Consider the following 13,438-nt stretch of genomic DNA (forward strand, 5'->3'; position numbering starts at 1 on the left):
CTTAGCCGCGTGAATTGCCTTCGTTCGACCGCCGATCAAGCTCTTCGCTGTATCGTCGAAGAGCGTGCTGTTCTGTGAGAAGGCCCAGGACGTTCCTTTCGGACGTGTTGTCGATTACCGCGAGCGCGTCGCTTTCGGCCGACGAGAAGGCCTTCATGGCCTCGCGCACGTTCAAGCTTGGCACCAGTGCGATGTCGGCGAAATGGACCAGATCCCCGGCCGTGGTTCCCGGCGGAAGCTCCCGGTGGATTTCCGGCACCAGGACGATCCCGGCATATCGATCCGCTTGATCCACCACGATGACGCGCTGGGTCGCTCCCAGTGGGAAATCGCGGCGAAGCTGGCTGACGTCGGTGTCTGAGCGGATCGTGCGGACGTCCTTGCGCATCATGCGTCCCACCGTGAGTTCACGGATCCAGCCGATATCAGCCGCGCTACGGATCGATTCCCCGCGCAGATGGAAGCGCCATGTCGCGAACGAATAGCCGAATATACGGCGGACGGTGATTGATGACACGACGGCGGCCACGAGCACCGCGATCGTGAGCGGAAGGCTTCCGGTGGTCTCAAGCGCCAGGAAGGCCATGGTCAGCGGTGCGCCCAGAACGGCTGTCGCCATGGCACACATGCCCACGATGGCAACGACGACGCCCGGGATCTGGAGCCCGAAGGCCACCATCCATCCGAATGCAACCAATTTCCCGAGCATGGCACCGAGGAAGAGCGAGGCGAAGAAGAGGCCGCCTCGGAAGCCTGACCCGATGGAGATGGCGGAGGCGAGCACCTTCAATAGGATCAGCAAGGCGAGGAATGGCGCGGTGTAATAAGCGCCGAAGCCCACATGAAGGGCGGAATGCCCGGACGACAGGACCGCAGGCGTGACAAGCGCGAGGCCGCCGACACAGATGCCTCCGATGCTCGGCCTTATCCAGATGGGAAGCCTGCTCTTATTGAAGATGACTTCCACCAGCGTCACCGTTCTCATCATGGCGATCGCGATGAGCGCGCTCAAAATCGCCATGATGAGAACGAGGGAATAGTCCGAGGCTGAAAGCGTTCCAGCGAAACCAACCTGGAAGGACGGTTGGGGAAGCAGGAGCCGCATGACCCCGACGGCTGCGATGGATGCAATAACGACCGGCGCAAGCGTCGCGATCGTGTAGGTGGAGATGACGAGCTCAAAAGCATAGAACGCGCCCGTCAAGGGAGCGTCGAAGGCCGCGGCGATCGCTCCCGCGGCGCCGCAGCCCACCAATGTCCTGAGGTCGCTTCGTCGAACGTGAAAAATCTGCCCCAGCCGGGAGGCAAGGGCGGAGCTGATCTGTGTATAGCCGGCTTCCATGCCGATCGATGCGCCGAAGCCGTTTGAAACCATGGTCTGGAATACAAGCAGCAGACTGCCCGGCGTGGGGATGCGTCCGCCGTAGAGGGCATTGGCCTCAATGGGATCGATGACGGGCAGCCGCGAGCGGCGGGCGATCAACCAGCTCACCAGCCCGAGAATGAGCCCGCCGATGGCCGGAATGAAGGCGGCGCGCCACGGCTCGATGAAGGATGCCCCGCTGACCTCATGGCCTTCCACGGCAAAGAGCACGTGATGAAGCCACTGGATGAGGGCGAGCATTGCGGCCACACACCCACCGGCGAGGACGCCGATGAGCGTGGCCAGCAACACGAGCCATAGTTCGTCCGCGCGAACGAATGCCCGAAACCGATGAGGCACCTTGAAGGTGAATCGTCGATCGTGCCGAGGCTTTCCACCTTCTGGTCGTTCAATCGCGGCCATGCGCTTTAGCTTACAATCAAGCTGAGAGATAATTCGAATAAAGATCAGCGATGTGCTGCGTGATCCGGCCTGGCCTGCCGTCTCCTATTTTTCTGCCGTCGATGCTCGCTACAGGCGTTATGCCGCCGAGTGTGCCGGTCACGAAGGCTTCGGAGGCGTTGTAGACTTCTGCAAGGGTGAAGTCTTTTTCCCGAACGGTACCGCCATCCTGATCGTACAGGGCAATAACCTTCTTGCGCGTGATGCCCTTGAAGTTGAACCGGCCCGTTGATGTCCACAGCTCCCCATCGCGCACGATGAAGAAGTTCGTGGAGTTGCAGCTTGCAACGAAGCCGTAGGGATCAAGCATAAGCGCTTCATCAGCGCCGGCGTTGATGGCCTGGAGCAGGGCCTGGATAAAGTTCAGGCGACTGTGGGAATTGAGGCGCAGATCAAAGACGTCAGGTCCGCTGCATCGAATGGTCGAGGTGAGAAGACGCAGGCCATTCGTCTTGGATTCGGGCTTAGGCAGTTTGTACTCGGCCACGATGACGATCGTCGGCTGCCCCAATGCAAAACGCGGATCCTGGTTCGGCGTCTTTTTCCGGCCGCGTGTAACCATGAGGCGCATGTGCGCGCCGTCCGTCATCCCGTTCTTGTTCAATACCTCCCACAGCGTAGCGGCCATCTCATCACGCGTCATACCGATATCGAGCTGTATCGAGTTTGCGCCTTCGTAGAGGCGGTCCAGATGCTCATCGAGCGCGATCAGCTTGCCTTTGACGAGACGGATGCCCTCCCACACGCCATCACCGAGCGCGAAACCGGCGTCGAAAACGGACACCTTTGCTTCGTCGCGCTTGTAGAACTCTCCGTTCACGTAGATGAGCACGTCATCGTTGCGGCTATCATCGGCATAACCCTGGGAGCTGGTGTTACTCACCGTCATTTCCTTGGCCTTTCAGTTTTCTTCATTGATACGGTTCCGGCTTAGAAGGAGAACTCGCTGAATCTGTTCAGGAATGTGCGCGTTTTTTCTTGAACGGGATTTTTCAGTACCTGGTCCGGTGTGCCGACCTCATGGAAGACGCCGTCGGCCAGGAATATGACCTTGGTCGCAAAGTGATACGCGAACCCGAGCTCATGGGTCACGAGAAGCATCGTGCGTCCTTCATCGGCGAGCTGGCGGATCACCCGCAGGACTTCGCCGACGAGTTCAGGGTCCAGCGAGGAGGTGGGTTCGTCGAACAGCATGATCTCAGGTTCCATGGCGAGAGCCCTGGCAATCGCGACACGTTGCTGCTGTCCGCCCGACAGGCGGCTGGGATAGACCTCGACCTTTTCCTCCAGACCGACCTTTCGCAGCTCCGTCAGTGCGCGTTCGCGGGCCTGCGGCTTCTTCATCCTTTTGACGGTGACCAATCCCTCCATCACATTTTCAACGACCGTCATGTGAGGAAAGAGATTGAACTGCTGGAACACCATGCCGACGCGCTCGCGAACCTGGCAGAGTTCCGCTTCCGGATACTGTCTCACATCCGATGTGTCCGAGATCGGCCGGCCGAGTGTCTTGCCGTCCAACTCGACCGTTCCCGAGGTCGGGATCTCCATGAAATTCAGGCACCGCAAAAAGGTACTCTTGCCTGAGCCGCTGCCGCCTATGATGGCGACACGCTCTCCCGGTTCGACGGCAAAGTCGATGCCACGGAGCACGTGCAGGCTCCCGAACTTTTTCTGGAGGTTCGAAACGCGAAGAATGGATTCTGACATGGGGGATTGTCTCCCGTGTGTGGCAGTCAGCTTCTGGCTGCCATGCGGCGTCCGAGCCTCATTGAAAGATAGCTGCCGGGATAGATCAGGATGAAATATATGACAGCGACGGTGGTGAGGATTTCCAGCGGCCTGTAGTAAGCCGAGCTGAGAAGGCGCCCTTGATACATCAGTTCATGAACGGAAATGACCGAGGCAAGCGAGGACATCTTCGCAACTTCGATCGCGCGATTTGTGAAGGCCGGAAGCATTCTCTTGAAGACTTGCGGAAGGATGATCCTTCGCAGCACGATTGTGTGCCGCATGCCGAGCGCCCTCGCGCCTTCCCACTGGCCCGATACGATGGATTGGATGCCGCCGCGAAAAATCTCGGCCGAGTAGGCAGAGGTGTTGAGGGCAAGGCCGAGCAGAGCGGCTGTGAAGGGGGAGAGCTGGACCCCGATGACGATCGGAAAGGCGTAGAAGAGCCAGATCAGCTGGATCAGCACCGGTGTGTCGCGAAACAGTTCGATGTAGCCCAGGCTCGGAATCCTCAGGAATGGGCTCCTGGCGAGCCTCGCCAGCGCCAGCAGAAACCCGAGCGAAAAACCTATTACGATGCTCGGAATCCAGAGCTGGATCGTCACCAGGAGGCCGCGAAGCAATACCGGAAGGCTGTTCAGGATGAGGGTGAAGTCGATTTGATAGTTCATCGATCGATCCTCACCGATAGGCCGTCATGCGCGCTTCCGCGACGCGGGCGAGGCTGCTGGCCGCAACGAGCAACACGACATACATGAGCGCGATGGTCGTATAGACCTCGAGCGGGCGGAAGGTTTCGCTGTTCACCATCATCGCCTGGTAGAGGAGATCGGCATAAGCGAGGGTCGATGCCAGCGCCGTCGTCTTGGTGAGCTCGAAGGACCGCTCGACAAAGGGCGGGAACATGCGCGTGAAAGCCTGCGGCAAGATAATCCGGCGCATGAGCTGCGCGCGACCCATCCCGAGGGCCTTCGCTCCCTCCCATTGACCTTGCTCGACCGAGACGATTCCGCCTCTGAACACCTCGGCATAGAACGCGCCCGACTGCGTCGACAACGCCAGCACGGCGGCCACGAATGGATCGAGGCTGACATTCATCAGGACCGGCAGGGCGTAGAAAAACCAGAAGAAATGAACGATCGGCGGCGTGTTCCGGTAGAACTCGATGAAGGCCGTCGCCGGGATTGAAAGTATCCGCTTCGGCGACAGACGGAGGAACGCAAGAAGCAGCCCGATGGCCACCCCGAGCACGATGGAGATGAGCGCGATCTTCACCGTGTTCAGGAGGCCGTAGAGGAGCAGATCAAAGCGAGCCAGAACGGGCGCGAAGTCCCATTGGTAGGTCATAGCGGAGCTATCCTCCTGCACGAGAGGAATGGGCACCCGATGGGTGCCGCCGGACGGGATCCCTTGTCACGAGCGATCGACGGGGCAGGCGAGGGAAGGCGGAAGCCGCCTTCCATCGCCAAGCACCTTATTTCCAGGCTTCTTTCACCAGGCCCGGGATTCCCGTGGGATCGATGTTCTTGGACTTCAGATATTCGCCGAAGATCTGATCGGGAACGCCGGCCTTGTAGAGTTTCGCGAACTGATCGCTCACCCAGTTCCGGAACGAGGGATTGCTTTCCTTGCGCAGGCCCGCGCTCGTGGGCACCGGATTGACGGGTTCCGGCAGGATCACCTTGCCGAGTTTCAGGCGGGAATATTGCACGACGAGTGCCGGGTGAAACTGAACGACCACATCGACGCGCTTGGCGGCGAAGGCGGCAATGGCTTCATCATTGTTCGAGAAGCGATTGATTTCCGCCGACTTGACCATCGCCGTGACATTCTTGTCGAGCGAGGTTCCAAGGGTGACGCCGATGCGCGTTCCTGGTTTGTCGATGTCGGCCCATGCCTTTACAGTGGAATCCTCCGCAACCAGAGCGCCCATGGCATAGTAGAAGAGGGGAGCTTCGGGGAAGTCGATCGCCTTCTTTCGCTCTTCCGTCGGATCAAGCACGAACATGAGGTCGATCTGATTGGCCTGAAGAGCTGCAACGGCATTGGCCCAGGTCGTTTCAACGGGCACCAGTGTGGCGCCGAGATCGGCCGCAAGCCGTTCCCCCATGGCGACCCCGACGCCGGTCCATTTCTCCGTCATGGGATCTTTGAAAAACCAAGGCTCGGCGGACGTAACACCGATGCGAAGTTGCTTCTTCGCCTTTATCTGATCGAGTGTTGATGCGTCCTGGGCGAAGGCGGGAACTGCGGACAGTCCCGCGACCATGAGGGCCGCCAGGGCGGCAAAGCTCCGTCTGCTGAATTTCATCTTTGTTCTCCTCTGAAGAATTCTCTGTTCGCTGGTTGGCCTTACGGGCTTCTTTCCATTGGCTCGCGCGCGGTCGTCGGATTTGCACCGGCAACCAACTGCTCAGCGGCGCGCACGGGCTTTAATCTCAGTCATTTCATTGTTCTGCACCGTCGGGCGATTGGTGAGGAAGGCTTCGGTTTGACTACCACCGCGCGCCATATGGACGGTGATCTCCCGTCTCAATGCCTCAAGGTCATCGCCCAATGCCGTCGCGACATAATCGTCGTGCCCCTCGCGCCGCGGGCCACGGATACCATGCGCCCGGTGATGGGCGGCCCAGTAGAGCTGGAGCCGGCCACGGATGCTCTCCCAGGTCTTGATCAGGATCCTGTGGCCGGTTGCCTCATAGACGAAGCCATGGAGCTGAAGTTCGGCGTGAATGCTGGCGGCATCGTCCTCGGCGTCGATGCAGGCCGTCAAAGCCTGATGCCGCTCAAGCAAACCTTTATGAAAGCCGTCGTCGCGCCGCTCCCAGATCTGCTCGAACGCAAAGATTTCGAGATTGACGCGCATTGAATAGATTTCGCGAACATCGTCGACCGATAGGTCGATGACGTGGGTGCCGGTGTAGGGCACCGTGACCAGAAGGCCCTCATCGATAAGCTGACGCATCGCCTCGCGCAGCGGACCGCGGCTTACGCCGAACTGTTCCGCGAGGTTTGCTTCGATCAGCTGAGACCCGGGCTCAATGTCCCCGTTCAGAATGGCGGCACGCAAGCCATCCGCGATGTGCGCGCGGAAGGTCGCTTTCGGGACGCGCGCGAGCGGCCGGACACCGGCGGATCTTCCAGTTTCATTTGAAGGCGCCATGTGGACTGCCAAAATGCTTCTGATCGATTGTCAACAATCAATCTGCGCGACGGCGGAGGTCCCGTCAAGGTCAGAACGCGCAGCAAGAGCATTCCGCAGGGTCACCGGCAGCTGACAGAGGCCTCCGCCAGCATCCGCTCTTGGCCTCAGGAGATATGGTTGACATCGGCAACAAGATGAGAACATATAGAGAACATATGTGGATAACGGGAGAGATGTCATGACGGATCGCGCACTTCGAGTCATTATATCGGGTGTGGTCGAGCTGGGTTCGATCGGCTTTTTCATCGCAATGCTGCTGGTCTTCGCCGACGCCGCGCGCCCCATGTGAGCGCCCTCGGCGGGACCGCCGGGAGGTTCCTTTCATGGCGCGTGGGCCGGGTTTTGTGCATCTGCACGTGCATTCCGCTTATTCGCTGCTGGAAGGGGCGCTACCGATCAAGAAGCTGTCGGCGCTCGCCAGCGCCGACCGGATGCCCGCTCTAGCGCTCACGGACACGAACAATCTGTTCGGCGCACTTGAGTTCTCGGAAACACTGGCAAAGGCCGGCATCCAGCCCATCCTTGGCACCTCGCTGACGGTCGAGTTCGGAGACCGGGAAGAACGGCCGGGGCAGCGCCTTGAAGCCAGGCCACGGCTGGTGCTGCTGGCCCGCAATGAAGCTGGCTGGGTCAATCTCATGGCCCTTTCGAGTATCGCCTTTCTAGAGACGGATCCCTCCGACGGCGTGCATGTTCCGATTTCGCGGCTTGCTGACCACAGCGAAGGCCTGATCGCATTGACGGGCGGCCCCTTGGGGACGCTGGATGGCTTGCTACGGCAGAATCGATCCGAGCTTGCGTCCGCAAGGCTCGAAACGATGAGCCGGATGTTCGGGGATGCGCTCTATATCGAGATCCAGCGCCACAATGATCCTTCTGAAGTTCCGGTCGAGCAGGCGCTGCTGGACATGGCCTATCAGCGTGGCATTCCTCTCGTTGCCACCAATGAGAGCTATTTTCCCAAAAACTCGGATCACGAGGCCCATGACGCCCTGCTCGCCATTTCCGAGGGGCGTTATGTCGCCGAAGCCGACCGGCGCCAGGTCACCGCGGAGCATGCGTTCCTGTCCCGCGAGGAGATGGTTCGGAAATTTTCCGATCTTCCTGAAGCAACGGACAACACCATTGAGATCGCACAGCGCTGCGTCTATCGGCTGAAGACCCGCAAGCCGATCCTGCCGCGTTTCACAACCGCCGATGGTGTGGCCGCTGACGAGGCGGAGGAGTTGAAGCGTCAGGCGCGAGAGGGGCTGGCAATGCGGCTTGCCGCCCATGGTCTGGCCCCTGATGTGACGGAGGCGGAGTATCAGGCCCGTCTGGAGTACGAGCTCGGCATCATCGAGAAGATGCAGTTCCCCGGATATTTCCTCATCGTTGCCGACTTCATCAAATGGGCCAAGGATCAAAACATCCCCGTGGGCCCAGGGCGTGGTTCCGGCGCGGGCTCGGTGGTAGCCTGGGCCCTCACCATCACCGACCTTGATCCCATCCGCTTCGGGCTTCTCTTCGAGCGCTTCCTCAATCCCGAGCGCGTCTCCATGCCGGATTTCGACATCGATTTCTGTCAGGAGCGGCGGGAAGAGGTGATCCGCTATGTCCAGGAGCGCTATGGCCAAGACCGTGTCGCCCAGATCATCACCTTCGGCACCCTGCAGGCACGCGGCGTGCTGCGTGACGTCGGGCGTGTGCTGGAGATGCCCTATGGGCAGGTGGACAAACTCTGCAAGCTGGTGCCGCAGAACCCGGCCAACCCCGTCACGCTCGCACAGGCCATCAACGACGAGCCCCGGCTGAAAGAGGCGAGGGAGGAAGAGCCGGTGGTGGCCCGGCTGCTCGACATCGCTTTGAAGCTGGAGGGGCTCTACCGCCACGCCTCGACCCACGCCGCCGGAATCGTGATCGGCGATCGGCCTCTGCAGCAACTCGTGCCGCTCTACCGCGATCCGCGCTCTGACATGCCGGTCACGCAGTTCAACATGAAATGGGTAGAGCAGGCGGGGCTGGTCAAATTCGACTTCCTGGGCCTGAAGACGCTGACGACGCTGACCAAGGCGGTGGATCTCGTCAAACGGCGCGGCATCGACATCAATCTTTCCGCGCTGCCGCTCGACGACAAGCCGGCCTATGAGATCATGTCCCGGGGCGAGACGGTTGGCGTGTTCCAGGTGGAAAGCGCGGGCATGCGCCGCGCTCTCGTCGACATGAAGCCTGACCGTCTTGAAGACATCATCGCCCTGGTCGCGCTCTACCGGCCGGGGCCGATGGCGAACATCCCGACTTATTGCGCGCGCAAGCACGGACGGGAAAGGCCGGAATATCCGCATCCGAAGATCGAACCGGCGCTGGAGGAGACGTTCGGCGTCATCATCTATCAGGAGCAGGTGATGCGGATCGCGCAGGAGCTCGCCGGCTACTCGCTGGGCGAAGCCGACCTGTTGCGCCGCGCCATGGGCAAGAAGATCAAGGCGGAAATGGCGGCACAAAGCGAGCGGTTCGTCTCCGGCGCCATGAAGAACGGAGTGGATAGGGCGCAGGCGGAAACCATCTTCGAACTTCTCGCGAAATTCGCCGACTACGGCTTCAACAAGAGCCATGCCGCGGCCTACGCACTGGTCGCCTATCAGACCGCCTATATGAAGGCCAATTATCCGGTCGAATTCCTGGCAGCCTCCATGACCCTCGATATGGGCAACACCGACAAGCTGGCGGAATTCCGCCAGGAGGCGAACCGTCTGGGCATCCAGGTGCTGCCGCCGTCGGTCAATCATTCCGCGGTGGAGTTCGAGGTGGACAATGGCGCCATCCGCTATGCACTCGGCGCCGTGAAAGGCGTGGGCGTGCCGGCCGCCGCGGCCATCGTGGCGGCGCGTGACGGCACATCCTTCCGCGGCCTTTCCGATTTCGCCTGCAGGATCGACGGGCGCGCCGTGGGCAAGAAGGCGCTTGAAAGCCTCGTTCAGGCGGGCGCCTTCGACGAGTTGGAACCCGACCGGGCCCGTGTGTTCAGCGGGATTGAGCAGATTACCGCCATGGCCCAACGCACCAGCCAGGCCGCCACAATCGGGCAGAATGATTTCTTCGCCTCGCAGATGGACGGCGAGCCGATCCGTCTGGCGGCGGTGGAGCCGTGGCTGCCCTGGGACCGGCTGGCGCGGGAATATGATGCGGTCGGCTTCTTCCTGTCGGGGCACCCGCTGGACGCCTATGCCGGCGTCATGAAGCGGCTGCGCGTGCAGCGCTGGGCGGAGTTCGTCACGTCGGTGAAGGCGGGCGCCACGGCCGGCAAGCTTGCCGCGACGGTCGTTGGCCGCCAGGAGCGCCGCACCAAGAGCGGCACCAAGATGGGGATCGTGCGGCTGTCGGATCCGAGCGGACATTATGAAGCCGTCCTCTTCTCGGAAGGACTGAACGACTATCGTGATCTGTTGGAGCCGAACAGCGCCATCCTGGTGACACTTTCTGCGGCGCTCGACGGCGAGGATGTTCGCGCACGCATTCAGCACATCGAACCTTTGGACAAGGCCGCGGCGGCCCAGGGGGGAGGGAACCTTCGCATCTTCCTGCGTGATCCCGTCGTCTTCGAGGGCGTCCAAAAGCACCTTTCCAAAGGCGACAGCGAGGTCAATGTGGTCATGCTGATCGACGAGGGCCAGACGGAGGTGGAGATCAAGTTGCCCGGCAAGTTCCGGGTCACTCCGCCCCTGATCGGCGCGATCAAGGCCATACCCGGCATCGTCGAAGTGACGGATGGCTGACCGACAGGTTTCGGTCCGGTTTTTCCCTTGCCAATCCTCGGCGCTTCGCCTACAAGCCCGAGCATTCCACACGTGGACATGCAGTGTGAACTGCCCCGGTGCTCCTTGCCTATCCCGCAAGGCGTAAGACGTCCACGGAGGCTTTAACCGGAGAATGAGAATGGCACTTCCTGACGTTTCCTTGCGTAATCTGCTCGAGTCCGGCGTCCACTTTGGCCATCAGGTCCATCGCTGGAACCCCAAGATGGGTCCGTATATTTTCGGCTCGCGCAACAACATCCACATCATCGATCTGGCCCAGACGGTTCCGCTTCTGCATCAGGCCCTTCTGGCTGTGTCCGACACCGTTGCCCGTGGCGGCCGCGTGCTTTTCGTCGGCACCAAGCGGCAGGCCCAGGAGCCGGTGGCCGCTGCTGCTCGGCGCTCGGCACAGTATTTCGTGAACTCCCGTTGGCTCGGCGGCATGCTGACCAACTGGAAGACGGTGTCCCACTCGATCGCCCGCCTCAAGAAGCTTGAGGAGATGCTCAGCGGCGAAGCCCAGGGCTTCACCAAGAAGGAGCGCCTGACGCTGTCGCGCGAGCGCGAAAAGCTTGATCGGGCCCTCGGCGGCATCCGCGATATGGGCGGCACCCCGGATCTGATCTTCGTGATCGACACCAACAAGGAGCAGATCGCCGTCAAGGAAGCGCGCCGTCTCGGCATTCCCGTGGCAGCCATCCTCGACACCAACAGCGATCCCGACGGCATCACCTATCCGATCCCGGGCAACGACGACGCCGGTCGTGCGCTGGCGCTTTACTGCGATCTCGTGGCGCGCGCCGTTCTCGACGGTATCGCCCGTGCACAGGGCGGCGCCGGCATCGACCTCGGTGCCTCAGAGCAGCCCGTGGCTGAAGATCTGGGAGATGCCGCGGCCGAAGCCACAGAGAGCTTCGAGCTTCTGACCGCACCACGGGGCGCTCCGGACGATCTGTCGAAGCTCCCCGGCGTCGGCCCGCAGCTTGAGAAGAAGCTCAATGAGGCCGGTGTTTTCCACTATTGGCAGCTTGCCGCACTGACCCCGGCTGATGCTGAAAAGCTCGACGGCGACCTGAAGCTGTCCGGCCGCATTGGCCGCGAGGGCTGGGTGGACCAGGCTCGCAACCTCATGGAAGGCGCGGCTTGAGCCGCGCCTTCAATTAACTCCTGATTTTCTGCATAAAGACGGCATACGAGGACTTTCCCATGACGAACATCTCCGCGGCCATGGTCAAGGAGCTGCGCGACAAGACTGGCGCGGGCATGATGGACTGCAAGTCGGCGCTGACCGAGACCAACGGCGATATCGAAGCCGCGGTTGACTGGCTGCGCACGAAGGGTCTTGCCAAGGCTGCCAAGAAGGCTGGCCGGATTGCCGCGGAAGGTCTTGTCGGCCTCGCGGTCGGAGAGACCGAAGCCGCCGTGGTGGAGATCAATTCCGAGACGGACTTCGTGGCCCGGAACGATCAGTTTCAGATTCTCGTGTCAGAGATTGCCAAGGTAGCGCTTGCAGCACCGGCTGACGTGGAAGCTTTGTCATCGGCGGCCTATCCGGCCGGCGGCACCGTCTCCTCGGCCATCGCTGAAGCGGTTGCCACGATCGGCGAAAACATGACCCTTCGCCGGGTGGAGAAACTGACGGTGACGCAGGGCGCCTTCGGTTTTTATGTCCACAACGCAGTCAGCGCGGACAAGGCAAATCTCGGCCGCATCGGCGTGATTGTTGCCCTTGAATCCGCTGGCAAAAAGGACGAGCTGACAGCGCTTGGCCGCCAGATTGCCATGCATGTCGCAGCGGCCAACCCTCTCGCACTGGAATCTTCGCAGCTGAGCGCGGACGTGATTGAGCGCGAGCGTGCGGTGCTGTTGGAGAAGGCCCGTGCCAGCGGCAAGCCGGAAGCTGTCGTCGAGAAGATCGTCGAGGGCGGCCTCAAGACCTACTACAAGGAAGTCTGCCTGGTCGACCAGGCCTTCATCCATGAGCCGTCCAAGACCGTGGCCCAGGCTGTCAAGGAAAGCGAAGGCAAGGTGGGAGCACCCATTAAGCTTGCCGGCTTTGTTCGCTATGCTCTTGGTGAGGGCGTCGAGAAGACGGAAAGCGACTTTGCCGCAGAGGTTGCCGCGGCGGCCGGACAGCGCTGAGCGCGACCGATGTCGGAAACTCCCTATCGGCGAGTTCTCATAAAAATATCGGGTGAAGCCCTCATGGGCCCCTCCGCCTTCGGACTTCACCCCGCCACCGTCGAACGCATTGCCCAGGACGTGTCCGAGGTCCGCGCATCCGGTGTCGATGTTGCCATCGTCGTCGGCGGCGGCAATATCTTCCGCGGCATCCAGGGTGCGGCCGAGGGCATCGACCGGGCCACGGCCGATTACATGGGCATGCTGGCGACGGTCATGAACGCGCTGGCGCTGGGGGAGGTCCTGGAGCGACAGGGAACATCCGCACGTGTGATGTCCGCATTGGATGTGTCCGCCGTCTGCGAGACTTACGCGCGGCCACGGGCGCTTCGCCATCTTGAAAAGGGCCATGTGCTGATCTTCGCTGCCGGCACCGGCAATCCCTTCTTCACGACAGACACGGCCGCCGCCCTCCGCGCCGCCGAAATGGGATGCGATGCCTTGCTGAAGGCGACGCAGGTCGATGGTGTCTATTCGGCAGACCCGAAGAAGGATCCAACGGCGACACGTTACGACCGTCTGTCGTTCGACGAGGCTCTTGCGCGCGATCTCAAGGTTATGGACACCGCGGCCTTTGCTCTTGCTCGCGAGAACCGCATTCCGGTAATCGTATTTTCCATTCACGAACCTCACGCGATTGGCGCCGCCATTCGAGGTGAGGGGCGCTCGACGGTTGTTGGGCCCTGAAGCGAATACATCCCACAGTCCATCCACTGCAGA

11 protein-coding genes are annotated in these 13,438 nt (G+C 61.1%); 4 read left to right on the forward strand and 7 right to left on the reverse strand.

Annotation, left to right across the window (positions count from 1 at the left end):
• Position 1: 1 nt before the first annotated feature.
• From IEV58_RS10845 to IEV58_RS10875, 7 genes are all read right to left on the reverse strand, one after another.
• Complete coding sequence (locus IEV58_RS10845; protein ID WP_229729358.1) at positions 2–1,675, reverse strand: chloride channel protein; 1,674 nt, start codon at positions 1,673–1,675, stop codon at positions 2–4.
• Between the two features lie 127 nt (positions 1,676–1,802).
• The gene (locus tag IEV58_RS10850) at positions 1,803–2,714 is read right to left on the reverse strand and encodes an aminotransferase class IV (protein WP_188409752.1); all 912 of its coding nucleotides are present in this window, start codon (positions 2,712–2,714) and stop codon (positions 1,803–1,805) included.
• Positions 2,715–2,755: 41 nt separating this feature from the next.
• Positions 2,756–3,535, reverse strand: coding sequence for an amino acid ABC transporter ATP-binding protein (locus tag IEV58_RS10855; RefSeq protein WP_188409753.1), 780 nt, complete (start codon positions 3,533–3,535; stop codon positions 2,756–2,758).
• Between the two features lie 26 nt (positions 3,536–3,561).
• A complete protein-coding gene (locus tag IEV58_RS10860) occupies positions 3,562–4,227 on the reverse strand; it encodes an amino acid ABC transporter permease (RefSeq protein ID WP_188409754.1) in 666 nt (221 codons plus the stop codon).
• A gap of 10 nt (positions 4,228–4,237) precedes the next feature.
• Positions 4,238–4,903, reverse strand: a complete 666-nt coding sequence (locus IEV58_RS10865; RefSeq protein WP_188409755.1) for an amino acid ABC transporter permease — start codon at positions 4,901–4,903, stop codon at positions 4,238–4,240.
• Positions 4,904–5,030: 127 nt separating this feature from the next.
• Positions 5,031–5,867, reverse strand: a complete 837-nt coding sequence (locus IEV58_RS10870) for a transporter substrate-binding domain-containing protein (RefSeq protein WP_188409756.1) — start codon at positions 5,865–5,867, stop codon at positions 5,031–5,033.
• A gap of 102 nt (positions 5,868–5,969) precedes the next feature.
• Positions 5,970–6,719: a GntR family transcriptional regulator gene (locus IEV58_RS10875; RefSeq protein ID WP_188409757.1), complete on the reverse strand. Its 750-nt coding sequence runs from the start codon at positions 6,717–6,719 to the stop codon at positions 5,970–5,972.
• Between the two features lie 365 nt (positions 6,720–7,084).
• Here IEV58_RS10875 and dnaE point away from each other — a divergent pair, with 365 nt between their 5' ends.
• From dnaE to pyrH, 4 genes are all read left to right on the forward strand, one after another.
• Positions 7,085–10,516: a DNA polymerase III subunit alpha gene (gene dnaE / locus IEV58_RS10880; protein ID WP_188409758.1), complete on the forward strand. Its 3,432-nt coding sequence runs from the start codon at positions 7,085–7,087 to the stop codon at positions 10,514–10,516.
• Positions 10,517–10,676: 160 nt separating this feature from the next.
• Positions 10,677–11,684 (forward strand): 30S ribosomal protein S2, encoded by a 1,008-nt coding sequence (locus tag IEV58_RS10885; RefSeq protein WP_188409759.1) that lies wholly within the window; start codon positions 10,677–10,679, stop codon positions 11,682–11,684.
• Between the two features lie 59 nt (positions 11,685–11,743).
• A complete protein-coding gene (gene tsf / locus IEV58_RS10890; RefSeq protein ID WP_188409760.1) occupies positions 11,744–12,679 on the forward strand; it encodes a translation elongation factor Ts in 936 nt (311 codons plus the stop codon).
• A gap of 9 nt (positions 12,680–12,688) precedes the next feature.
• Positions 12,689–13,405, forward strand: coding sequence for a UMP kinase (gene pyrH / locus IEV58_RS10895; protein WP_188409761.1), 717 nt, complete (start codon positions 12,689–12,691; stop codon positions 13,403–13,405).
• Positions 13,406–13,438: the final 33 nt, after the last annotated feature.

The organism is Agaricicola taiwanensis (genome assembly GCF_014635245.1).
GTDB classification, from domain to species: domain Bacteria; phylum Pseudomonadota; class Alphaproteobacteria; order Rhizobiales; family Methylopilaceae; genus Agaricicola; species Agaricicola taiwanensis.